Annotated in this window: 18 protein-coding genes, 2 tRNA genes and 1 pseudogene; 10 read left to right on the top strand and 11 right to left on the bottom strand. The window is 73.6% G+C overall.

From position 1 onward, the window contains the following. Positions 1-42: 42 nt before the first annotated feature. Both ACN9MS_RS11850 and ACN9MS_RS11845 read right to left on the bottom strand, forming a co-directional pair. Positions 43-984, bottom strand: a complete 942-nt coding sequence (locus ACN9MS_RS11850; protein WP_426308794.1) for a serine protein kinase RIO — start codon at positions 982-984, stop codon at positions 43-45. 282 nt (positions 985-1,266) lie between these two features. Then, positions 1,267-2,094: a metal-dependent hydrolase gene (locus ACN9MS_RS11845; protein WP_426308793.1), complete on the bottom strand. Its 828-nt coding sequence runs from the start codon at positions 2,092-2,094 to the stop codon at positions 1,267-1,269. Between the two features lie 464 nt (positions 2,095-2,558). On the opposite strand from ACN9MS_RS11845, the gene ACN9MS_RS11840 reads away from it, so the two are divergent. From ACN9MS_RS11840 to ACN9MS_RS11825, 4 genes are all read left to right on the top strand, one after another. Then, positions 2,559-2,690, top strand: a complete 132-nt coding sequence (locus ACN9MS_RS11840) for a hypothetical protein (RefSeq protein WP_257418670.1) — start codon at positions 2,559-2,561, stop codon at positions 2,688-2,690. Positions 2,691-2,843: 153 nt separating this feature from the next. Continuing rightward, positions 2,844-2,915, top strand: a tRNA-Arg gene (locus tag ACN9MS_RS11835). Positions 2,916-2,959: 44 nt separating this feature from the next. Then, positions 2,960-3,032, top strand: a tRNA-Arg gene (locus tag ACN9MS_RS11830). 121 nt (positions 3,033-3,153) lie between these two features. Next, the gene (locus ACN9MS_RS11825; RefSeq protein ID WP_426311888.1) at positions 3,154-4,326 is read left to right on the top strand and encodes an RtcB family protein; all 1,173 of its coding nucleotides are present in this window, start codon (positions 3,154-3,156) and stop codon (positions 4,324-4,326) included. 112 nt (positions 4,327-4,438) lie between these two features. Here ACN9MS_RS11825 and ACN9MS_RS11820 read toward each other — a convergent pair whose 3' ends face one another. Both ACN9MS_RS11820 and ACN9MS_RS11815 read right to left on the bottom strand, forming a co-directional pair. Further along, a complete protein-coding gene (locus ACN9MS_RS11820) occupies positions 4,439-6,130 on the bottom strand; it encodes a sensor histidine kinase (RefSeq protein WP_426308792.1) in 1,692 nt (563 codons plus the stop codon). Beyond that, positions 6,127-6,888: a response regulator transcription factor gene (locus ACN9MS_RS11815; RefSeq protein WP_426308791.1), complete on the bottom strand. Its 762-nt coding sequence runs from the start codon at positions 6,886-6,888 to the stop codon at positions 6,127-6,129. Before ACN9MS_RS11815 ends, ACN9MS_RS11820 begins: the two co-directional genes overlap by 4 nt. Before the next feature lie 287 nt (positions 6,889-7,175). Here ACN9MS_RS11815 and ACN9MS_RS11810 point away from each other — a divergent pair, with 287 nt between their 5' ends. Together ACN9MS_RS11810 and ACN9MS_RS11805 are read left to right on the top strand one after the other, a co-directional pair. Further along, positions 7,176-8,621: a ThuA domain-containing protein gene (locus tag ACN9MS_RS11810; RefSeq protein ID WP_426308790.1), complete on the top strand. Its 1,446-nt coding sequence runs from the start codon at positions 7,176-7,178 to the stop codon at positions 8,619-8,621. Between the two features lie 184 nt (positions 8,622-8,805). Further along, positions 8,806-10,002: an enterochelin esterase domain-containing protein gene (locus ACN9MS_RS11805; protein ID WP_426308789.1), complete on the top strand. Its 1,197-nt coding sequence runs from the start codon at positions 8,806-8,808 to the stop codon at positions 10,000-10,002. A 16-nt stretch (positions 10,003-10,018) separates the two neighbouring features. Here ACN9MS_RS11805 and ACN9MS_RS11800 read toward each other — a convergent pair whose 3' ends face one another. From ACN9MS_RS11800 to ACN9MS_RS11780, 5 genes are all read right to left on the bottom strand, one after another. Continuing rightward, the gene (locus ACN9MS_RS11800) at positions 10,019-10,597 is read right to left on the bottom strand and encodes a CueP family metal-binding protein (RefSeq protein WP_426308788.1); all 579 of its coding nucleotides are present in this window, start codon (positions 10,595-10,597) and stop codon (positions 10,019-10,021) included. Positions 10,598-10,728: 131 nt separating this feature from the next. After that, entirely contained in the window at positions 10,729-11,778 is a 1,050-nt protein-coding gene (locus ACN9MS_RS11795; protein ID WP_426308787.1) for a phosphotriesterase family protein, read from the bottom strand. Next, positions 11,775-12,881 carry a DMT family transporter gene (locus ACN9MS_RS11790; protein WP_426308786.1) on the bottom strand — a complete coding sequence of 369 codons (1,107 nt, stop codon included), beginning with the start codon at positions 12,879-12,881 and terminating at the stop codon, positions 11,775-11,777. The genes ACN9MS_RS11795 and ACN9MS_RS11790 overlap by 4 nt, the downstream gene beginning before the upstream one ends. A gap of 36 nt (positions 12,882-12,917) precedes the next feature. Next, on the bottom strand, positions 12,918-13,838 hold the full coding sequence (locus ACN9MS_RS11785; RefSeq protein ID WP_426308785.1) for a ribokinase: 921 nt from the start codon (positions 13,836-13,838) through the stop codon (positions 12,918-12,920). Continuing rightward, positions 13,838-14,581, bottom strand: coding sequence for a glutamine amidotransferase (locus ACN9MS_RS11780; protein WP_426308784.1), 744 nt, complete (start codon positions 14,579-14,581; stop codon positions 13,838-13,840). Before ACN9MS_RS11780 ends, ACN9MS_RS11785 begins: the two co-directional genes overlap by 1 nt. Positions 14,582-14,670: 89 nt before the next feature. Between ACN9MS_RS11780 and ACN9MS_RS11775 the strand changes: the two are divergent. The 3 genes and pseudogenes from ACN9MS_RS11775 to ACN9MS_RS11765 form a co-directional block, all read left to right on the top strand. Next, positions 14,671-14,784, top strand: a pseudogene (locus ACN9MS_RS11775) (hypothetical protein); the annotation flags it as partial. A gap of 3 nt (positions 14,785-14,787) precedes the next feature. Next, a complete protein-coding gene (locus ACN9MS_RS11770) occupies positions 14,788-15,777 on the top strand; it encodes a LacI family DNA-binding transcriptional regulator (RefSeq protein WP_426311887.1) in 990 nt (329 codons plus the stop codon). Positions 15,778-16,171: 394 nt separating this feature from the next. Further along, a complete protein-coding gene (locus ACN9MS_RS11765; RefSeq protein ID WP_426308783.1) occupies positions 16,172-20,659 on the top strand; it encodes a TIM barrel protein in 4,488 nt (1,495 codons plus the stop codon). 145 nt (positions 20,660-20,804) lie between these two features. Here ACN9MS_RS11765 and ACN9MS_RS11760 read toward each other — a convergent pair whose 3' ends face one another. Both ACN9MS_RS11760 and ACN9MS_RS11755 read right to left on the bottom strand, forming a co-directional pair. Next, positions 20,805-20,963 carry a hypothetical protein gene (locus ACN9MS_RS11760; RefSeq protein WP_426308782.1) on the bottom strand — a complete coding sequence of 53 codons (159 nt, stop codon included), beginning with the start codon at positions 20,961-20,963 and terminating at the stop codon, positions 20,805-20,807. Then, entirely contained in the window at positions 20,960-21,835 is an 876-nt protein-coding gene (locus tag ACN9MS_RS11755; protein ID WP_426308781.1) for a hypothetical protein, read from the bottom strand. The genes ACN9MS_RS11760 and ACN9MS_RS11755 overlap by 4 nt, the downstream gene beginning before the upstream one ends. Before the next feature lie 383 nt (positions 21,836-22,218). Here ACN9MS_RS11755 and ACN9MS_RS11750 point away from each other — a divergent pair, with 383 nt between their 5' ends. Then, on the top strand, positions 22,219-23,418 hold the full coding sequence (locus ACN9MS_RS11750) for an iron-containing redox enzyme family protein (protein ID WP_426308780.1): 1,200 nt from the start codon (positions 22,219-22,221) through the stop codon (positions 23,416-23,418). Positions 23,419-23,445 lie beyond the last annotated feature (27 nt).

The following is a 23,445-nucleotide window of genomic DNA, read 5'->3' as shown; positions in this document are numbered from 1 at the left end:
ATCGTCCCACGCCGCGTGCTGCGTCCTCCGGTCGTCGTGCCGTCACCACGCCTGGGCGAGCAGCAGCGCGAAGAGCTCGTCGGCGTCGGTCTCGAGCCCGCGCGCGGCGAACCACGCGGACATCGTGCGGCAGTCGCGCAGCAGGAGCTCCGTGCCGAACGGGTTGGCCACGAGGTCGACGACTTGCGGCAGGTCGATGATGACGAGCCGGTCGCCGTCCGCGAGGACGTTGTACGGGGACAGGTCGCCGTGCGCGAAGCCGAGGCGGGCCAGCACGGCCATGCCGTCGCGGAGCTGGTCCCACCACGACGCGAGCAGGTCCGGGTCGGGGCGGGTGCGCGCGAGCCGGGGCGCGGCCTCGTGCGCGACGCCGTCCGACGTGCCGACGAACTCCATGAGGATCTCGTTGCCGTCGATCTGCACCGGGTAGGGCACGGGAGCCCCCGCCGACCACAGCTCGCCGAGGGCGGCGAACTCGGCCGCGGCCCACTGCCCGGCCGCGACCTGGCGGCCGTAGCGGGACTTGCGGTCGAGCGCGCGCCGGTCGCGCGTGCGGCGCACGCGGCGGTCCTCGGTGTAGACGGTGTCGCGCCGGAACGCGCGGTGGTCGAGGTCCCGGTAGCGCTTGGCGGCGAGCAGCGATCGCCGGGCGGCGTCGCCGGGGACGGCGCGCTCGACGAGGAACACGTCCGCCTCCTTGCCGGTCTTGAGCATGCCCAGCTCGGTGTCGACGGCCGCGTCGGCGGTCACGACCCAGTCGGGGCGCGGCTCGGGTCCGCGCTGGCCCTTCTCGACGGCGGACCACGTGGACCAGCGCTGGTCGTCGCCGAGCGCGGCGTCGAGGACGCCCGTGGCCGGACCGGCGTCGTCGAGGTCGGCAGCGTGGTCACTGCGCCGCAGGCGGCGGGGCGGGGGAGTGCGGGGGTCTCCCGCGAACGTCGGCGGGAGGTACGGGTCGGGGTACAGCAGGTCGTGCTCGGGCACGGGTGGGCTCCTTCGGGCGGGGAGCGCACGGCGCTGCCGCTGCCGCCTCGCGGGCGGCGGCGGGCGCGGACCGTCTCGGACGGTCGCCGACCGGCCTAGCGGCGGTCGGTGCTCCCGGGGGTGGTGGACACGCGAGCGTGGGTCGTCCAGCTCATGGCGTTCCTCCTTCCTCCGGTGCCCGACGGCGCGGGCGACGTCCTGCGACCGTCCCACCCGGGTGCGGGACGGGGCAAGGGAATTACCGCGTCCGGGATCGCCCGCGGCGACCGTGACGGTCGCCGCTCAGGCGATGCCCGACGCCAGCGCCTGGATCGCGGACGCGACGCGCTCGTACGTCCCGTAGGTGTCGTAGCCCATCTGGTCGAGCGCCGACCACACGAACCCGACCGTCGCGTAGAGGCCGACGGCCGTCGCGAGGATCCACTCGCGCACCGACCCGGTGTCGCCCAGCAGGGGGAGGGCGAAGCTGCCTCCCGGCCGCCAGACGTCGTCGACCACGAGGGAGCGGCGCACCCAGCGCGGGGAGCGGAACTTCACCGGCCACAGCAGCGGTGCGCCGTTGGTCGTGAGCACGTCGCCGAGGATGTGCACGGTGACACCGATCCCGACGGCGACCGGGAGCCAGTTCCACTCCTCGGGCGAGAAGAGCGCGACGAGGGCGGCGATCGTGAGGGACGTGACCCACGGCATGAGCTTGCCGCGCCGCGTGAGCTTGAGCGCCTTGAGCGCGAGCGCGACGAGCAGGACCGCGAGGACGCCACCGCCCACGTAGACCGTGCCGAAGCTCTCCGTCTCGACCGTGACCAGCCCCACGAGCCAGGCGAGCGCCGTGAACACGGCGATGCCGAGGAACGAGTGCGTGCCCTGGCGGTGGCCGCCGGAGATCGTCTCGACGGCGTCGGACACCCACTCGCTCACGGGCGGCAGGGAGTGCGCGAACGTGCCGTTGTGGTGGTCGGCGTCGGGGAGGAGCGCGGCCCCGGCGCAGACGACCGCGCCCGTCATGACCCCGACGGACGACACGGGGTGCCACCCGAGCGCGAACGGGGCGGTGGACGTCACCGCCACCCAGGCGGCGGCTCCGGTCGCGGCGTGGTGGGCGCCCATCATGGCGGCGGGTCTCCTGTCGTCGGCCCGGCCGCGTGGTTCGTCGGCGTCGGGAGGTGTGTCCGGAACGTCCGGAACCCTACCGGGTGCCGCCGACAGCCCCCGTCGTTCGTCCGGAACGGCGAGGGTCGGTGTGCCCGCGCAAGAAAAGTGTGCCAAGCGACACCAGCCTCCGGCCGAGACTCGCCAGCCGGGCCCCGACGGGGGAGGCGGTCGCCTGTCTCCTGTGCGAAGGCAGCGCGGGGAGGCGAAGGTTCTTCCGGGCGCGGAGAGTGCACGAGCCCGGCGACGGGCAGGAAAGGCCGGCGGCCGGTGGGCCTCCGACCGGCCCACGAGGTCCCGACCAAGGAATTCCTGTCGAATTCCGAAAATGGGGTTGTGTCGATCGGGAAAGGCGCGTACGGTCTTCCTCGGTCGACGACATTCCGGTGCGTGGGCCACCCGACATGACCGAGAGGAGCAGTGCCGTGCGCGAACCCGTCCAGCAGGACCGGCGACGTCCCGTGCTGCCCTGCGAGCAGCCGCGCGTCGCGCTGCCCGTGGCGTATCTCAGCGTGTCCTCGTTCCTCGCCGGCGACTCCGGCGGTCCTGTCGTCTGACCAAGCGTCGTACGACAGGCCGTCCCGGGACATCGCCGGGGCGGCCTTTTTTCTCGTGCATGAATGCGCCCGGGCCGGGTGCATTTTCTCGTGCTGCCATTCTGCTCGTTCGCCGTCGGCGCGCATTTGTCGTGCGCTGTGGTGAAAAGCACCGCCTTCGTGGTCCAACGGACACGACGCCGCTCTACGGAAGCGGAGACGGGGGTTCGACTCCCTCCGAGGGCACCTGGGCGCCTCGCGTCCCGTCTGCTCGACGTTAAGGAGCACCAGCGCGCGTAGCTCAGCGGACAGAGCGCCGGCTTCCGGAGCCGGGCGTCGGGGGTTCGAGTCCTCCCGCGCGCACCTCGCCGCCCCGCCCGGGGCGGCGTCATGATCGTCAGGACGACCCGAGGAGGTCAGCACCGTGAGCACCGAGGCCCACGCGTTCCCCGTCCCGCTGTCGGGGGCGAAGGCGCCCACCCTCATGTGGGCGCACGAGCACGCCGTCGAGCCCGCCGCGCTGCAGCAGCTGCGCAACATCGCCGCGCTGCCGTGGGTCGAGGGCGTGCGCGTCATGCCCGACGTCCACCTCGGCAAGGGCGCGACCGTCGGCTCGGTCATCGCGATGCGCGACGCCGTGTCGCCCAACGCCGTCGGCGTGGACATCGGCTGCGGCATGATCGGCGTCCGTACGTCGCTCACGGCCGAGGACCTGCCCGACGACCTCGGGCCGGTCCGCGCGCGGATCGAGGCTGCGATCCCCGTCGGGTTCCACGCCCACGACGAGGCGGTCGACCCGCACCGGCTGCGCTCGATCTCCGGGCGCGGCCCGGCCGAGGTCGCGCGCGGCGCGGACGCGTTCTGGTCGCGGTTCTCCGGCCTGCACGGTCGCGTCTCGGACATCGAGGGCCGTGCGCGCCGCCAGCTCGGGACGCTGGGTGGCGGGAACCACTTCGTCGAGCTCTGCACCGACACCGACGGGCAGGTGTGGCTCCAGCTGCACTCGGGGTCACGCAACATCGGCAAGACGCTCGCCGAGCAGCACGTCGCCGTCGCCAAGCGCCTCGAGCACAACCAGGGGCTCGTCGACCGCGAGCTCGCGGTGTTCCTCGGCGGCACGCCGGAGATGGACGCGTACCTCGCCGACCTGTGGTGGGCGCAGGAGTACGCGGCGCGGTCGCGCGCGGTCATGATGACGCTCGTGGTCGACGCCGTGCGCGCATCGTTCCCCGATCGCGAGATCGCGTTCGACGAGGCCGTGAACGTCCACCACAACTACGTCGCGGTCGAGCACATAGACGGCCAGGAGCTCGTCGTGACCCGCAAGGGCGCGATCCGGGCGGGTAAGGGCGACCTCGGGCTCATCCCGGGGTCGATGGGCACCGGCTCGTACATCGTGCGCGGGCTCGGGAACCCGGAGTCCTACTGGTCGGCGTCGCACGGCGCGGGGCGGCGCATGTCCCGCACGAAGGCGAAGAAGACCTTCACGCTCGACGACCTCGCCGCCCAGACGGCGGGCGTCGAGTGCCGCAAGGACGCCGGGGTGCTCGACGAGATCCCGGGTGCGTACAAGGACCTCGACGAGGTCATCCGCGCCCAGTCCGACCTCGTCGAGGTCGTCGCACGGCTCACGACGCTCCTCTGCGTCAAGGGCTGACCACGGGGTCGCGACCAGGCGGTTCCGGCGCGGCGAGCAGGCGGTCTTGGGCGTCCGGCCATCCGGACGCACCGGGACCGCCTGTTCGGCGACGGGGGCGAGGTTGCGGGTGTCAGGGGTGGTCGCGGGGGAGGCGGACGGTGAACGTCGTGCCCGTGGGGCCGGGCTCCTCCGCGGTGGACGACGACACGGCGACGGTCCCGCCGTGGGCGGTGACGATCGCGTCGGCGATGGCGAGGCCGAGGCCGGTGGAGCCGCCGGTGCGGTTGCGCGCGTCGTCGCCGCGCGTGAAGCGGCGGAAGAGCGTGGGGCGCAGGGTCGCGGGGATGCCGGGGCCGTCGTCGGTGACGGAGAGCACGACGTCGTCGCCGTCGGTCGTGAGCCGCACCTCGACGTGGGTGCCGGGCGGGGTGTGCGTGCGGGCGTTCGCGAGGAGGTTCGCGAGCACCTGCCGCACGCTCGCCTCGTCGCCCGTGATCTCGAGGTCGACGTCCTCGTCCGGGTCCTGCCCGCGGGGGTCGTGCGCCGCGCGGGCGTGATCCAGGTCGTCCGTCGCGTCGAACCCGTCGGGCAGCTCGGTCGAGAGGTCGACGTCGAGGTCCTCGCCGGGCAGGTCGAGGGCCCAGTCGTGGTCGGGCCCGGCGGCGTGGGCGTCCATGACCGCGTCGACGGCGAGCGCCGCGAGGTCGACGGGCGCGCGGTCGAGCGGCCGGCCCGCGTCGAGCCGGGCGAGGAGCAGCAGGTCCTCGACGAGGCCGGTCATGCGCACGGCCTCGGACTCGATGCGGTCGAGCGAGCGCGCCGTGGCGGGCGGGACGTCGTCGGGCGAGCGGCGCACGAGCTCGGCGTAGCCGCGGATCGAGGCGAGCGGGGTGCGCAGCTCGTGGCTCGCGTCGGCGACGAACCGTCGCACCTGGGTCTCGGAGTCGTGGCGGGCCTGGAGCGAGGTCTCGACGTTCTCGAGCATGCGGTTGAGCGCGGCGCCCACCTGCCCGACCTCGGTGCGCTCGTCGGTGAGATCGTCGGGGACGCGGGGGATGGCGTCGATCTCGCCCTGCGCGAGCTCGAGCTCCGAGACGCGGCTCGCGGCGGCGGCGACGTCGTCGAGCGGCCGTAGCGAGCGCCGCACGAGCCACCAGCCGACGAGCACGGCGGCGAGCAGGCCTGCTGCACCCAGCGCGACCTCGACGAGCACGTAGTCCTCGACCGTCGCGTCGACGGTCGCCGTGCTCGACGCGACGACGACGGGCTGGCCGTCGTCCGTCGTCCGGTGCACGGCGCGGAACGACCCGAGGTCCGGCAGGTCGACGTCGTGCGCGCTCCCGTCGGCGGGGACCTCCTCGAGCGCCGCGATCTGGGCGGCGTCGAGCGTGACGCGCTCGAGCGACGGCGTCACGTACTCGGCGAGCACGACGTCCCCGTCGTCGTACCGCAGGACGGCGCTGCCCGGTCCGGTGCCGGCGGGGAACCGCGACGGGTCGTCGACGTCGGGCAGGTCGCTCGGCGCGGGGGCGGGCGTCTCGCTGGACCCGTCCGAGGGCTGCCCAGGCCCCTGCCCTCCGGGCCTCTCGCCGAAGCCCTGCGCGAGCCGATCGCTCGCCTGCTCGAGCTCGTGGTCGACCTGCGCGACGAGCTGGGAGCGCAGCAGCGCCGTCGACGCGGTGGCGATGCCGAGCGTCACGACGAGCACGACCGCCGCGAGCACGAGGACGAGACGACGGCGCAACGCCGTCGGCCGCCGCCGGGGCGCGCCGTCCCCGGTCCGGGGACGCGCCGGGACGCGCTCACGCCGGGCGTCGGTCACGCGTCGGCGCCGTTCGCGGGCTTGAGCACGTACCCGACGCCCCGCAGCGTGTGGATCATGGGCTCGCGACCCTTGTCGATCTTGCGGCGCAGGTAGGAGATGTAGAGCTCGACGATGTTGGCCTGACCGCCGAAGTCGTAGTTCCAGACGCGGTCGAGGATCTGTGCCTTGGACAGCACGCGGCGCGGGTTGCGCATGAGGTAGCGCAGCAGCTCGAACTCGGTCGCCGTGAGGCGCACCTCCTCGCCCGCGCGGCGGACCTCGTGCGCGTCCTCGTCGAGCTCGAGGTCGCCGACGACGAGCACGGAGTCCTCGCGCTGGGCGGTCGCGCCGCCCCGGCGCAGCAGCCCGCGCAGCCGGGCGACGACCTCCTCGAGGCTGAACGGCTTGGTCACGTAGTCGTCGCCGCCGGCGGTGAGCCCGGCGACGCGGTCCTCGACGGCGTCGCGCGCGGTGAGGAAGAGGACGGGGACGTCGGTGTCGCGCTCGCGCAGCCGGCGGAGCACGGTGAGGCCGTCCATGTCGGGGAGCATGACGTCGAGGACGACGACGTCCGGACCGGTCTCACGGGCGGTACGGATCGCGGAGTTCCCGTCGAGCGCGGTCGAGACGTCCCAGCCCTCGTATCGCAGCGCCGAGGTGAGCAGCTCGGCGAGGTTGGGCTCGTCGTCGACCACGAGCACGTGGACGGGGGAGCCGTCCGGGCGCGTGAGGCGTGGCTGGTCGGGGCGGCCGACGGGGGCGGTGGCTGCGGTCATGGACCCAGCGTCCCGCTCCTCGCGTGGTCGTGCCTGTGGTGACCCTGTGCGTCCGCTGTGGCGGGGCGCCGGCCACGGGGTCGTCGCGGAGGGCGGGTGAGATCGCCTCGCCCAGGTCGTTGAATCCTTGACTTTTGATCGGTCGCCGTCAAAACTCGCTGCATCGGCAGCAGCCGACGTCCACGCACGCAGGAGTGCGCGCGCCGCCGGGCCCGGGGGGAGTGCCTGGAGGTCGACCGGTGATCGAACGCCCGGCTCGCGCTCTCGACGACGAGGGAGAAGCACGCATGGATTTGTTCAGCGGCACGACGATCAGACGGGCGGTGGCGGCGGCGGTCGCGCTGCCCCTCGCGGGCGGCGCGACGCTCGTGGCGGCGGGCCCGGCGGCCGCGGACGAGGAGGACTACAAGATCCTCGTCGTCGGCAAGACGCTCGGGTTCCGGCACTCGCACATCGACGACACGACGCGCGCGCTGATCGAGCTCGGTGAGGACAACGGCTTCACGGTCGACGTGTGGGACCCGCCGAACGACTCCGCGGGCTGGTGGGGGAGCGGCTCGCCGGGGCAGCCCGACCTCACGATGGGCTCGACGCCGTTCACGAGCGCCGAGGACCTGTCGCAGTACGCGACCCTGGTCTTCGTCTCGCCCGTGGACAACACGAACTCGCTGAACCCCGCGACGCCCCGCCTGCTCGACGACACCGAGCTCGCGGCCCTCCAGGGCTACATCCACGCGGGCGGCGGCTTCGTCGGGCTGCATGCCGCGACCGACACGATGCACACCGTCCCCTGGTACAGCGAGCTGACCGGCGGGGGCGCGCGCTTCGTCGCCCACCCGCAGCAGCAGACCGCGACCATGCGCGTGGAGAGCCCGGCGCACCCCTCGACCGCGCACCTGCCGGCCGCCTGGGAGCGGTTCGACGAGTGGTACAACTACTCGACCAACCCGCGCGAGGACGTGCACGTGCTCCTCACGCTCGACGAGTCGACGTACTCGCCGGGCAACGGCGCGATGGGTGAGGACCACCCGATCTCCTGGTGCCAGAACTTCGAGGGCGGGCGCTCCTGGTACGAGGGCGCCGGGCACACCGACGCGTCGTGGACCGACCCGCTGTTCCGCGAGCACGTGCTCGCGGGCGTCGAGTGGACCGCGGGCGTCGTCGAGGGCGGCGGCAACTGCGTGACGTTCCCCGAGGTCGACGGCGTCGTGGCGGGTCTGAACACGTCCGCCGTGGGCGACGGCGTCATCGCCGGTGCGATCTCGTCCCTGCTCGGCAGCGCCCGCACCGCGGCCGAGGCGGGCGACCCCGCCACCGCGGTCCAGGTCCTCGGCGGCGCGCGGTCGCTCGTCGACCACCTGTCCGCGGCCGCGGGCGACCGCGCGCTCCTCGCGTCGAAGATCGACGACCTCGTCGTCTGGCAGGGCGCGCTCGTCGACGACGGTCCGGCGATCGACCTCGCGGCCGAGGCCGAGCTGCGGACGATGGGCGGCAAGCAGTACGTCGCCGTGCGCGTGCTCAACGAGGACGACACCCCCGTCGACATCACGCTGGCGACGTCGTACGGGAGCAAGGAGTACGCCGACGTCGCGCCCGGGAAGAACGCCTACCAGGCGTTCGCGACCCGGCTCGTCGAGGCCCCGGCCGGGGAGGTGACCGTCACGGCGACGACCGAGCGCGACGGCGAGACCGTCACCGAGGAGCTCGTGCTCTCCTACGCGGGCACGCCCTGACGCCTCGTCCGGTCGCACCCTGACGGCGCCCGTCGCACCCCGCGTGCGGCGGGCGCCGTCGTGCGCCCGGGTACAGTCGCCGCGTCCCGCAACTGCCCGAAGGAGCGACCGCGTGCCCCCGCACCCCGACCCGGCGCCACCACCGAACCCGGCCGTCGGGAGACCTCACCGGACCCCGCCCAAGGTGCCGCGCCCCGCGCCGGCGCCGCGCGTCGTCGGCCCCGTGGTCGAGCGGCTCGAGGCGGCGCTCGAGGCGGTCCCGCCCGAGGGCCGCGACGCCGTCGTCGAGCAGTTCTGGGCGCAGGTGGCGCCGACCACGCCCGTCGTGGAGGTCGCCGGCCCGGGCGAGGCGATGGCGACCTTCCTCGTGCGCGACGCGGACGCGCGCGCGGTGCTGCTGTTCGTCAACCGCCTGACCGACGAGCGGGACCTCGCCGCGAGCGTCATGGCACGCGTGGCCGGCACGGACGTGTGGCACCTCGCCTACCGGATGGGGAGCACCTGGCGCGCCTCGTACGCCGTGCTCGCGCACCACGACGAGGGTCCGCCGCCGTGGGACGCGCCCGACCAGGCGGCGCTGCGGCGCGCGCTGGACGTCGCCGGGCGCCCGGACCCGCGCAACCCGCGCACGTGCCGCAACCGCGCGGGACGGGTGCAGTCCGTCGTCGAGCTCCCCGACGCGCCCCCGCAGCCGTACCTCGAGCCGCGACCCGGGGTCGCGCGCGGCCGGGTGGTCGAGCACACGGCGCCCGGGGGCCGGCGCGCCTGGGTGTACGAGCCGCCCGTGCCGGCGGGCACCCCGACCGACGTCGTGCTCGTGCTCGACGACGACGCGTGGACCGGGCCCCAGGACCTCGCCACGACGCTCGACAACCTCCACCACGACGGCGCCGTGCGGCCGCTGCGTGCCGTCCTGCTCGACGCCGGGTCGCGCGAGCGGCGCTGGGCCGACCTCGACGGGGGCGGCGACGTCGACGCCTACCTCGCGCACGATCTCCTGGACTGGACCCGCGCGCGCTTCCCGGTGCGTCCCGGCCGCGGCGCCGTGAGCGTCGCGGGCCAGTCGCTCGGCGCCCTCACGTCGCTGCGCGTGCTCGCCGCGCACCCCGACCGGGTGGGCACGGCGATCAGCCAGTCGGCGTCGCTGTGGCAGGGTGACCCGAGCGCCGGTCTCGCGCCCGGTGCGCTCGCCGGGGCGCGGGCCTGGGTCGAGGTCGGGCGGCAGGAGTGGGTCTTGCAGCCGGACCACCCGGCCGCCGTCGAGCGGCTGCGCGCGGCGGGGTGCGACGTCGCGTACCGCGAGTACGACGGCGGCCACGACGACGCGTGCTGGCGCGGCGGGATCGCGGACGCGCTGGCCTGGGCGCACCCCCGCGCGTGACCCGCTCCGCCCCGTGTCAGGCGAGCCGGAGCGTCGTGAGGCAGGTGGGGTCGTCGTCGCCCGTCGAGACGGTCGTCGTGCCGCCCCGCCCCTCGTGCTCCACACGCAGCTCGGCGTCCACGTCGCGAGGGAGCCAGAGGCCGACGAACCCGTTCGCGCCGAGCGTCGTGTCCTCCTCGACGAGGACCTCGCCGGTGGCCGCGTCGACGACCGTGACGGACACGGGCTCGTCCGCGAGCTCGCCCTGGCACGTCGTCAGCGAGTGGTAGAAGCACTCGTGCGTCTCGTCCACGAAGGGCGCGACCGAGAGGTAGAACGTGTCCTCGGGCAGCGGGACCGTGGTCTCGTACGACTCGTCCGCGAGCACGAGCTCCGCCGCGCGGACCGAGGCGACGAGGTCGGTCGGCCGGTCGGCCGTCTCGAGCCCTTCGAGACGGTCCACGACCTCCTGGCCGCTGAGCCCTGCGAGGTCGTGACGGCCGAGCAGGGCGTCCAGCGCGGAGGGTTCGGGGGAGCCGCCGGAGCAACCGGCGAGCACGAGCGCGGTGGCGGCCACGGCGGCCACGAGGGTCGGGAGGGCACGTCGTCGTCTCATGCGCCGATCCTCTCAGAGCGCAGGCCCGTGACCAGGGCCGGAGGTCCCGGGGACGCGACGGCCGGGCCCCGACGCGAGCGTCGGGACCCGGCCGGGGTGCGGCGGCGTGCGAGCCGACGGCGGAGCCGGCGTCACGCGGTGAGCATCGCCACCGGGTTGTCGTGCGTGAGGCGGGCGAGCACGTCGCGCGGCACGCCCCGGGCGGCGAGCATCTCGGTGAACACGGTCGGGACGTAGGCGAACCCGTTGCCCCCGTGCTGCACCCACATCTGCTTGAGGAACACGTCGTGGCTGAGCAGCACCTGGCCCGCGTGCCCGCCCTCGACGAGGCGCTGCACCGCCGTCGCGGTCGTGTGCGGGTCGGGGGACACGCCCTCCTTCGGGAAGGTGATGTCCATGCCGACCATGTCGAACTCGAGCCAGACGCCGCGCTCGGCCACGGACCGCTGGTAGTCCGGGTCGTCCGCGGACGGGTCCATGTGGCACAGCACGACCTTCTCGGGTCGCACGCCCACCTCGTCGAGCACGAGGTCGAGCACCTCGTGCGCGCGGCGCTGCCACCCGGGCAGGTGCACCTGGAGCGCGACGTGCGGGTGGTCGCGCTGCGCGAGGGCCGCCGCGCGCAGCGACGCGGCCTCGCCCGCGGTGAACGACGGCGAGACGCCGATCTCGCCGATGATCCCGGGTCGCACGCCGGTCCCGCCGATGCCGTCGACCAGCTCGGCGACGATCGCGGCCGCCTGCGCGTCGACCGCCGCGGCGGCGATGCGGTCGCCCTCGAACTTCTCGAGGTACGCACCGCAGCCCGCGACGACGTGCAGCCCGGTGCGGCGCGCGACCTCCGCGAGACGCTCGGGGTTGCGCCCGATCGCCGCGCTCGACGTCGCGTCGACGATCGTGCGCCCGCCCAGCGCGGCGAAGCTCTCGAGCTCCGCCGCGACCGCGGCGACCGGCTTGTCGGCGATGTTGTCCGCGCAGCAGTACGGATCCTGGCGCAGCGCCCACGCGACCGACGCGGAGACCGGGGCCTCGACGACCGCCTCGGAGAAGCGGTAGCTCGGCGGGTCGAGCACGCCCGACAGGTCGTTGAACAGGTGCTCGTGCGGGAGCGTGAGGCCGAGGTCGGCGGCCGCGGCGCGGCCGGTGACCGTCTGCACGTGGCCGGCGGGCGTGACGCTCATCGCCCGCTCGCCTCGCCCGCCTCGCTGCCCGCGACCGCCGCGGCCACGGCGTCCTCGCGCTCGCCGTCGCCCGGCTCGTCGGGGTGGGCCGCCTTGCCCGACGGGATCATGCCGATCCCGGCGGCCACGAGCGCGATGACGGTGCCGATCACGGTCGCGACGTGAACGGTGTGGCCCAGCGCCGGGATCGCGGCGTCCAGGACGAGCGAGCCGACGAGCTGGCCCGCGACCGAGGCGAGGCCGAGCAGGAGCAGCCCGAGGCCGCGCACGAGGAGCGCCATGAGCGCGATGGACAGCAGACCCAGCGGACCGCCGAGGTACATCCACCACTCGCTCGGGAGCTGGAAGTCGACGCCGCCTGCGGCCGCGCGCACGAGGTAGGCGATCAGCAGGGCGGTGAAGCCCACGAGGAAGTTCCAGCCGATCGAGACGAGCATCGACCCGGTGACGTCGGCGACGGCCGCGTTCCCGGCGGGCTGCCAGCCCGCGAGCAGGCCGCCGACGAACGGCATGATCGCGAGGACGATCGTGTGCGGCACGGAGAAGCTCGGCGAGATGACGACGACGGTCGCCGCGATGGCGAGCGCCGCGCCGAGGAGGCGCGTCGTGGTGAGGGGCTGCTTGACCGACGCCGTGACGCCGAGGCGGTCGCAGATGACGCCCGAGATCACGAGGCCGGAGATGAGCGAGATCTGGAACGTCGCGACGCCGAGGACGCCGACGGTCACGCCCTCCGAGAGGACGATGACGGCCCCGCACAGTCCCGCGAGGTAGTTCCACCACGGGATCGTGCGCGAGCGGATCAGGCCGGGGATCGCGAGCGCCTCGCGCCGGGTGGCCGGGCGGGCGAACACGACGACGAACATGAGGACCAGGCCGGTCCCGAACGAGATGAGCGCGGCGGCGTGCCCGTCGCCGATCGTCTTGCCGAGCTGGCCGTTGACGGCCGCCTGCATGGGGCCGAGGGCCCCCGCGAGGACGGTCGCGACGACGAGCAGGGCGGTCGCGGTGTCCTTGACCCTGCTGCGGCGGGCTGACGAGTTCAGAGCACCTCCCTGAGTGCCGGACGGGGAACCGGTGGTCGCCGGCGTGGTGTGCTTCATTGCGTGACCGTGCCTTCCTCCGACGGTACGTCGGACTTAGCTGTGGAGCGGAATCCTGGTGCCCTCGGGGGCCAGGTCGGTGGCGCGCGGCAGGGAGTCGACGGCGCCGTGGCGGGTGGTGGTGGAGGCGGCGACGCGCGCCGCCCAGCGGGCGGACTCGACGAGGTCGCCGCCGTGGAGGAGGCCGTCGGCGAGCGCCGCGCAGAACGAGTCGCCGGCGGCGGTCGTGTCGACGGCATCGACGCGCACTGCCGGGACGGTGACGGGTGCGCGTCCTGCGGGGACGACGAGCGCGCCGTCGGCCCCGAGGGTGACGACGACGTCCCCGGGGTGGTCGAGCGCGCGCACCATGGCGAGCACCTCGTCCTCGCCGGCCGGCTCGTCGCTCGCGCCGACGAGGGTCGCGAGCTCGAACCGGTTGGGCGCGAGCACGCGGAACGCGGCGCGCACGTCGGCGGGCAGCGGGACGGCGGGCGCGGGGTTGAGGACCGTGGTGCCCGTCGCGGTGGCGGCGACGGCGCGCAGGGCGCCGAGCGGCGTCTCGCACTGGCACAGCACGGCCGCCGCGTCGCGGACGAGGTCGGCGCGGTCGGCGACGAAGGCCTCGTCCACGACGGCGTTCGCGCCGGGCTCGATGACGATGGTCGACTCGGGCTGCTCCCACAGCACGACGGCGACGCCGGTCGGCCGGTCCGCGGTCGCGAGGCCGTCGAGGACGAGGCCCTCGGCGGCGAGGCGGTGCCGGATCGCTCGGCCGTCGTCGTCGTCGCCGACGGCGCCGACCATCGCGACGCGCCGCCCCAGCCGCGCGGCCGCGACGGCCTGGTTGGCGCCCTTGCCGCCGGGGGAGCGGACGAGGCCCGTCGCGGAGACGGTCTCGCCCGAGCGGGGCAGGCGGTCGACGGTCAGCCTGAGGTCCATGTTCAGGCTGCCGACGACCACCACCTCGGGCGTCATCAGCCCGCGAGCCAGGTGACGGCCTGGCCGAACAGCGGGCCGTAGCCCGCCCAGTCCATGAACTCGCGCGGGGCCCAGTGCGGGGAGATGTCGGAGGCGAACGCGAGCGTGCGCCCCTGGCCCTCGGTGCGGACGGCCACGAGCGGGCGACCCTCGATGGTCGCGAGGACGGTCGCGTCGGGCTTGGCGGTGAGGCGCTGGTAGCCGAGGAGGATCGGCCACTCGCGGTCGAGGCCGGCGGTGACGGGGTGCTCGACGTCGGTCCGGGTCCCGCCGATGCCCTCGGGGGTCTCCTCACGGTCGTCGTAGGGGAGGATCTCGACGGGCAGGACGGCCTCGACGGCGGTGCCGTGATAGTTCGCCTTGGCCTGGAACCCCTGGAAGCTGAGGTAGCCGCCGGCCATCATGAGCCCACCGCCGCGGCGGACCCACTCGGCGAGGAGCTTGAGCCGGTTCGGGAACGGGCGCCCCTGGGAGAACACGACGGGCGGCAGCAGGAGCGAGTTGGCGCCGATGTCGGACAGGATCACGACGTCGTAGGCGTCGAGCTCCTCGAGCGTCGAGGGGAAGTCCTCGGCGACGAGGTGCGACGGCAGGTGCGTGACCTCGTGGCCCTCGGCGGCCAGCGCCTCGAGCAGGCGCGCGCACCCGATCTCGAGCTGGGCGTGGGGGAACGCGTCGTACCCCTTGTAGTCGGTGGTCGCGTTGATCCACGACTCCCCGGCGAGCAGAACCCGGCTCATCCCGGCCTCCTTGCGAATCTGGTCGCGCGGCGCGTCGGCGACGACGTTGCGCAACGTTGTGTGACATTGCGCAAGACCGTAGGGTGAGGATGCTCGGCCTGTCAAGACTGCTGGTGGGAGCGCGGCCGGTAGAGTGCACGAGAGCTGGGACACGAAGACCTGGAGGGGAAGCCATGACGCTCACGCGTGTTGCGCAACGTGCCGGCGTGTCGGCCTCGACCGCCTCGCGCTACCTGCGCGGGCAGCTCAACGTGCAGCCGGAGACGGCGGCGCGCATCGATGCCGCCGTGCGCGAGGTGGGGTACGTCGTCCCCGCACCCGCCCCGGCCCCGCGCGAGGAGGAGCGCCGCGCGGGCGTCGTCGCGCTCGTCGTGCCCGACTTCGTCAACCCGTTCTTCACCGCGCTCGCGGAGGAGGTCGCGCGCCTCGCGGGCGACCGACGCATCCCGCTCGTCGTGGCGCTCTCGACGCGCCACGGGGACGCCGAGTCGGGCCTCGGCCAGCTCCTCGCGAGCGACGGGTCGCTCGGCGGCGTCGTCTACGTGGGCATGTCCCGCACCGACGACCGGCTCGCCCGCGCCGTGGCGGACGGGCTGCCCGTCGTCGTCATCGACGAGGAGGTCGACCTCGACCTGCCGGTCGAGACCATCACCGTGGACAACTACGGAGGTGCTTACCAGGCGACGCGCTATCTCGTGCAGCAGGGGCACCGGCGCATCGCGCACGTCGCCGGGCCCGCCGAGCTCTCGACGACCCAGGACCGCCTGCGAGGCTACGTCGACGCGATGCACGACACGGGGCTCGACGTCGACCCGGACCTCGTGCGCCACGGCCCGTACACCGAGCAGTTCGGCGCCTCGACGTTCCCCTACCTCACGCGGCCCGGGAATGCGCCGACGGCCGTGTTCGTCGGCAGCGACATCGTCGCCGTCGGGATGCTGGGCGCGGCCGAGCTGCACGGCATCTCCATCCCCGAGGACCTCTCGGTCGTCGGCTGCGACGGCATCCGCGTCGGGCAGTGGCTGCGGCCCAAGCTCACGACGCTCGAGCAGCCGGTCGCTGCGCTCGCGCTCGCCGCGACGGACGCGATCGAACGGTCGATGACCGGCGAGCGCCGCGCGGGGTCGCCTGCCCGTACGGTCCTGCCGCTGCACCTCGTCGTGCGGGGATCGGTCGCGCGGGTCGCGACGCGGTAGGTCCGAGGTCGACGAACCAGGGCAGGGGCGGGCAGCTGGCTGCGCACTCAACCGACCGACTTGCAGTGAATAGTCGCCGAAACGATTGCTCAGAGATTTCGACTTTTGACTTGGCAACAGCGAAAGCCGCCCGTACTGTCGGACCAGTGCGACGGCGGGGCATCGCACCGTCCGTCGCACCGGGCCCCACGTTCGAGGCCCACCCATCCGGAGCCGACCGATCAGCGGAGATCGTCGTGCAGCGGCGTCAGGAGCGCGCGTGCGTGCCTGTGCGGCTGGTCCGGCGATCGCCGTCTTCTCGTTACGCGTCAAGGAGGACGTTGTGCACAGACGAACGATCACGAGCCCTCGCAGGCTCGCCCGACGAGGTCTCGCCGCGGTCGTGGCCGCCGCGGTGCTGGTACCACTCTCGATCAGCGCGGCCGGTGCCCACCCCGGCCACGAGGAAGCGACACCGGCCGCCGACGAGGCGACCGACTGGAACAGCTACGAGAAGGTGCTGCTCAGCAAGAACACCGGCGAGCCCATCGACCTCGCCGTCCTGCCCGACTCCCGTGTCCTGCACACCGCGCGCGACGGCGTCGTGCGCCTCACCGACTCCGCGACGGGCCTGACCACCCAGATCGCGGACCTCGACGTCTACTCCAACTCGGAGGACGGGCTCCAGGGCATCTCGCTCGACCCGGACTTCGAGGAGAACCACTTCCTGTACCTGGTCTACGCGCCCCGCGTGATGGAGGGCACGTCGCCCTCGGGCGTGGAGTACCCCGAGACCACCCCGACGGGGAGCGCGCCGAACTCCCTGCCGGCGGGCGAGGACGAGAGCTACTGGGACCAGTGGCTCGGCTACAACCAGCTCTCCCGCTTCACGTGGGACCCGGCCACCGACGCCATCGACCTGTCCACCGAGCGCGAGATCCTCAAGGTCGACGCGCAGCGCGGGCAGTGCTGCCACGTCGGCGCGGACATGGCGTGGGACGACGAGGGGAACCTGTTCCTCTCCACCGGAGACAACACCCCCGCCAGCACCCCGGGCGCGAACGGCTACGCGCCCAACAACAACGCCCCGGGCATGAACCCGGGCTTCGACGACCGGCGCGGCGCGGGCAGCACGAACGACCTGCGCGGCAAGATCCTGCGGATCAACCCGATCGAGGACCTCGCCGCCGGCACCGAGGTCGGTGAGGGAAGTACCTACACGATCCCCGAGGGCAACCTCTTCGACGACCCGCAGTACGACGACGTCCGCGACCTGGTCCGCGACGAGACCTACGTCATGGGTCTGCGCAACCCGTTCCGGATCGACTACGACGTCGAGTCGGGCGCGCTCGTCTGGGGCGACTACGGCCCCGACGCGGCCGCGGCCGACCCGAACCGTGGCCCCATGGGCTACGTCGAGTGGCAGCTCACGACCGAGCCGATGAACGGCGGCTGGCCGTACTGCCACGGACCCAACGCCAACTACAACGAGTGGGACTACGCGACCCAGACACCGGGCGACTTCTTCGACTGCGAGGCCGGCGCCGAGAACAACTCGACGTGGAACACCGGCCTGGACGTCCTGCCGCCGGCGACCGCGCCGCAGGTCTACTACGGCGACAACCCGGGCGACCAGCCCGAGGTGCTCGACCCGCTGACCGAGTGGGGCGGCGGCGGCCAGGCCCCGATGGGCGGCCCGATCTACCGCTACGACGAGAACCTCGACTCGGACGTCAAGTTCCCCGAGTACTGGGACGGGCACCCGCTGATGGCGGAGTTCTCCCAGGACTACGTCGCAGCGTTCACCCTGGACGAGCTGACCTCGGCCGGCCAGGTCACCGCGGTCGAGGACTTCCTGCCGAACGCGCACCTGGAGACGGTCAACCAGCCGATCTGGGACAACGTCATGGACATGGAGTTCGGCCCGGACGGCGCTCTGTACGTGCTGGAGTACGGTGACGGGTTCTTCCGACAGAACCCGGACGCCGGCCTGTACAAGGTCGTCTACGGGTCGGAGAACACCCACCCGCGGGCCTTCATCGACGCGGACCCGGTCTCGGGCAGCACCGCCCCGCTCGAGGTGACCTTCGACGCGTCGGCCTCCACCGACGCCGAGACGCCGGCCGGCGAGCTCGTCTACGACTGGGACTTCGACTCCGACGGCGTGTACGACGCCCAGGGCGTCACCGTCACGCACACGTTCACCGAGCTCGGGCAGTACAACGTGCAGCTGCGCGTCACCGACGCGGGCGGCAACTTCGGTCTGGCGATCCAGCAGATCACGGTCGGTAACACCGCTCCCGTCATCACGCTGGACCAGCCCGACGGTGCGATCTTCAACTGGGGCGATGCCGTCCCCTACACCGTCTCCGTCGAGGACGCCGAGGACGGCAACCAGCCGACGTGCCGCAACATCCAGTACACGTTCGGTCTGGGCCACAACACGCACGCGCACCCCGAGGTGAGCGGGCGGGCCGCGGACACCGCGGACGGGTGCGGCTTCACGATCCAGACCAGCCCCGACGCCGTCGAGCACGGGGAGGGCGAGAAGATCTACGGCACCCTCGTCGTGACCTACACCGACCAGGCCCAGGGCGACGTCCCGGCGATCCGCGGCGAGGCCACGCACATCCTCAAGCCCGAGGAGCAGCAGGCCGAGTGGTACGACGCGGCCGAGGGCATCGAGGTCGCGGACGACGCCGAGGCCGACGCGGGGAAGTACGTGACCTCGCTCGACGAGGGCGACTCGTTCTCGTACCAGCCGATCGCCTTCACGCACGCCCCGACCGGTGACGCGATCAACAGCGTGACCATGATCGGGCGCGGCGACGGTACGGTCTCGCTGGGCTGGGTGGGCTCGGACGGCGAGACCGTCGACTCGCTCGCCGAGTTCCGCTTCACCGGCGACACCTGGAAGGACGCCGACCGCACGCTCACCGAGGTGCCGGAGGGTACCGGCACGCTCGTCGTGACGAGCACCGGTGGTGTGGACGTCGACAACCTGACCTTCGGGCGCAACGTCGTCGTCCCGGCCGACCAGGTGTCCATCCAGCTCTACTCGCTGATCCCGTGGGTCCGGGCGGACGGCCAGCAAGCCGTGCTCGACCGTCTGGGCGAGATCGGGTTCCAGAACGTCGAGCCGTACGGTGGCAACTACGCCGGCCTGACGGGCGAGGAGTTCCGGGCTCAGGCGGACGCGGCGGGACTGAAGGCGCCGTCGTCGCACTACAACGTGGGCGAGGCGGACTTCGACACGACGCTCGAGTACGTGGGCGAGGTCGGGCAGCAGTACGTGGGCTCGGGTGGCTTCCCCTCCCCGGGGATCGGCACCTACGAGAACACGCTGGCCACGGCCGCGGCGATGAACCGCCTCGGTGAGCGGGCCGTGGACGCCGGGTTCGAGAAGTTCTTCGGCCACAACCACGACCGCGAGTTCACGACGAAGTACATGCACGACGGCGTCGAGATGTCCGCCTGGGAGATCCTCGTGGCGGAGACGAACCCGGAGTACGTGACGTTCGAGGTGGACGTCGCGTGGGCCGCTCACGCCGGGGTCGACGTCGCGGCGCTGCTCGAGCAGCACGGCGACCGGATCGAGCTCCTGCACATCAAGGACGCGACCGGGCTCGGCTCGAGCATCAGGTTCACGAACCTCGGCGACGGGGACGTGCCCCTGCAGGACATCCTGTCCGCCGCGGCCGAGGCCGGTGTCGTGTACTACGTCATGGAGTACGACCAGGCCCCGGACGGCGAGGACTTCGCCACCACCGGGTACGAGTACCTCACCGGCGAGCCTGCGGGCGGCCCGGACGAGCCCACCGAGCCGGTCACCGTCCCGGTGGACCAGGTCTCGATCCAGATGTTCTCCCTGATCCCGTGGGTCAACGAGGTGGGCCTCCCGGCCGTCCTCGAGCGCCTGTCCGAGATCGGGTTCCAGAACATCGAGCCGTTCGGCGGCAACTTCGCGGGCTACACGGCGGAGGAGTTCCGGGCGCTGGCCGACTCGTACGGCCTGAGCGTGAAGTCCTCGCACTACAACGTGAACGAGGGCACGTTCGACGAGACGCTCGACTTCGTCACGACGCTGGGCCAGGAGTACGTGGGTTCCGGCGGGTTCCCGCAGCCGGGGATCGGCACGTACGAGAACACGCTGGCGACGGCCGAGGCGATGAACCGCCTCGGTCAGCGCACCGTGGACGCGGGGCTGGAGAAGTTCTTCGGCCACAACCACGACGGTGAGTTCCGCACCACGTACGAGCACGACGGCGAGACGCTCTCGGCCTGGGAGATCCTGGTCCGCGAGACCGACCCGGAGTACGTGACGTTCCAGCTCGACGTCGCGTGGGCCGCCCACGCGGGCGTCGACGTGCCGGCGCTCATCGCGGAGTACGGCGACCGCATCGAGCTCCTGCACGTCAAGGACGCCACCGGTCTGAACGCGGGCGGCCGCCCCACGTTCACCAACCTCGGTGACGGCGAGGTGCCGCTGCAGGAGATCCTCGCCGCGGCCCAGGAGGCGGGGGTCCGGTACTACGTCATGGAGTACGACGTGGCTCCCGACGGCGAGGACTTCGCCACCACCGGGTTCGAGTACCTCACCGGCCAGCCGGCCGGCGCGAACGAGCGGACGGTCACGGTGACGGCGCAGCCGCGCTGCCTCGCGGGCAAGGCGTACCTCGCCGTCCGTGCGCTCAACGACGAGGACGTCCCGCTCGACATCACGATCGAGACGCCCTACGGCAGCAAGACCTTCGAGGACGTCGCACCGGGCAAGAACGCCTACCAGTCGTTCGGCACCCGGTCGGACGAGCTCGGTGCCGGCAGCGTCACCGTCACGGCGACGGACGCCGAGGGGGGGACGGGCACCACCACGTCCGGGTACGACTCCCTGTCGTGCGGCTGACGCCACCGACGCAGGACTGAGGCACGGCTGAGGCCGGGTGAGGCGGACGTCCGACGCCGCCTCACCCGGCCTCTGGCCGGCTCCGCACGGACGGCGGCCCGGGAGACGAGATCTCGTCTCCCGGGCCGTCGCGGTGCGGCGGGCCTCAGCCCTCCTTGACCTGGTCGCGGACGTCTGCCGCGGCCTCCTTGCCGTGCTGAGCCACGGACTGCGCCGCGTCCTTCGCGGCGTCGCGGACGGCCTCCGCACCCTCCTTCGCGGGCTCCTTGAGGTCGTGCACGACCTCCTGCGCCGTGGACCTCACGTCCTCGACGAGCGGGGCCGCCTTCTCTCCTTGACCCCGACGGCGGCGTCGGGTCCCCTCCGCCGAGGTCGCGACGTCCGGGTCCTGTGCGAGCCGGTCGTTCGCGAGGCCGGGTACGCCCCGGCGGTCCCGATCTCGGGCTCGCCCCGCGTCCCCGTCCTCCCGCCCGTGCCGGTCGTGCCTGTGCCGCTCGTGCCCGTCGAACCGCCCAGGCCCGTGGAGCCCGTGGTCCCGGTGAGGCCCGTGGTGCTTGTCGTCCCGGTGAGCCCCGCGCTGCCGGTCGACGTCCCGACCGGGGCGGCGTGGGCTCCGCGCGTCCCCGTCGTGCCGACGCCGGTCGCGTCGTCCGCGCGGTCCGCGCCGGTGTCCGGCGCGTCCTTCATGCCGCGCACGAGCCGCCCGATCAGCAGGCCCGCCCCGGCGGCGAGGATGAGGAACGTGCCCGGACGACGCCGGGCGAAGCTCTCGACCTCGTGCAGCACGAACGAGGGCTCTCGGTCCTCGAACCACTGCGCCACCTGCCCGGTGGCGTCGCCGGCACGGCGGACCAGGTCGGTCGCGTAGCCGGGGTCCTCGGTACCGGCCGCCATCTGACGGAGCTCGTCACCGAGGGAGCGGAGCCCGCCCGCGAGGCGCTCCTGCTGCGTGCGCGCCTGGTCGGTGAGCTCCGTGCGGGTCTGGTCGACCAGGCCCCGTGCGCGGTCCTTCGCCTCGTGCGCGACGTCGCGGCCCGCGTCGCCCACGTGGGACGCGGCATCGCTCGCGCGCTCCTTCACCCCGGTCGCGGCGCTGCCGCTCTCTCCGGTTCCCTGCGACGTCCCGACACCCGGCGAACCGGGCCCCGAGCCGTACGGCACGTTCGTCTCGCTCATGGTCGGACTCCCGTCGGCGTCGCCGCGCTGGTGCGGCGTGACTGGCGACGGAGCGCAGGCCGTGCCGGGCGCTCGCTCCGCCGGTACGGCCACCTCCTGGACCACTTCTCACGGTAGGTCGCGGTCGTGCGCACACGGCTGGAGAGCACCCCGGCTCGCGGTCGCGCGCGACCGCAGCGTCGCGACGGCGGGAGTGGTCGAGCAGCCGGCCGCCACCGTGCCGGGCGTCGCCCGGCAGCGCGGCGCCCCCGCAGGGCTCCCAGCAGGGCTGACGCCGTGCGGCGCCGACAGCGCGGCCCGGCTCGCGAGCGGGGCCGACCGTGGGGACCATGGCGGTGGTGTCGAGCAGGGGCGCCGTCCGCGCGAGCGCGAGGAGCCTCCGCATGACCTCTACCGTCGTCCCCGCCCAGGTCCCGGACGCCGCACCGGTGTCCCCGACCGCCCGTGCGGCCGCGCCCGGCGCCCCGGTGGCGCCGAGCGCGGGTCGCCTGCCGCTGCCGCGACCGCGCGGCCCCCTGACCGCGGCGCTCCTGGGAGCGCTCGTCGACGGCCCGCCCGGGGACGACGCGGCCGATCGGCTGCGACCGGTCCGGGACGCCGTCGGCCCCGCGCTGGACGAGGCCGACGGGCGCATCCTGCGCGACGACGACGTCCAGCTCGCCCTCGCGGTCCTCTACGAGCTGCACTACCGCGGGGTCGACAGGGTCGACGACGCGTGGGAGTGGGAGCCGGCGCTGCTCGCCGTCCGCGCGAGGCTCGAGGCACCCTTCGAGGCCGCCGTGCGCGAGCGCGCGGGCCGACCGGCGTGCACGGAGACGGACGCCGCGGGCGTGGCGCGGCGGCTCTTCGAGCTCGCGGCCGCCGACGACGGCCCGAGCCTGTCGCGCTACGTCGCCAGGCGCGCGGACGCCGAGCAGGCGCGCGAGCTCCTGGCGCTCAAGTCGTTCTACCAGCTCAAGGAGGCCGACCCCCACACGTGGGCCGTTCCCCGGCTCGCCGGGACGCCCAAGGCCGCGCTCGTGGAGATCCAGGCCGACGAGTACGGCGGCGGGCGACCCGGCCGGATGCACGCGGAGCTGTTCGCGCGCGCGATGCGCGGCGTCGGGCTCGACGACACCTACGGGCGCTACGTCGACGCCGTGCCCGCGGTGGTCCTCGCCGCGGTCAACACGATGTCGCTGTTCGGCCTGCACCGCCGGCTGCGGGGCGCGATCGTCGGGCACCTCGCCGCGTTCGAGATGACGTCGTCGGTGCCGAGCCGGCTGTACGGCAACGGGTTCCGGCGCCTGGGCCACGACGCGGACACGACCTGGTACTTCGACGAGCACGTCGAGGCGGACGCGGTCCACGAGCAGATCGCGGCGCGCGACCTCGCCGGCCGCCTCGTCGAGCAGGAGCCCGCGCTGCGCGACGACGTCCTGCTGGGCGCGGCCGCGTGCCTCGCCGTCGAGGGCGACGTCGCCGCGCACGCGCTCGAGCGCTGGCAGGCGGGGGAGTCGGCGCTGCGCGCGCCGCTCGAGCCCGTCGCGGCCGGCCCGACGCCGGAGGGACCCGCCGAGGACGGTGACCACCAGCGTGCCTGACGTCCCGCGGGACGTGGACCCGCGGCG

This window comes from Cellulosimicrobium sp. E-16 (assembly GCF_049913115.1).
GTDB lineage: Bacteria > Actinomycetota > Actinomycetes > Actinomycetales > Cellulomonadaceae > Cellulosimicrobium.
The sequence above is the reverse complement of the archived record's forward strand: the minus strand, read 5'-3'. Positions and strand labels throughout refer to the sequence as shown.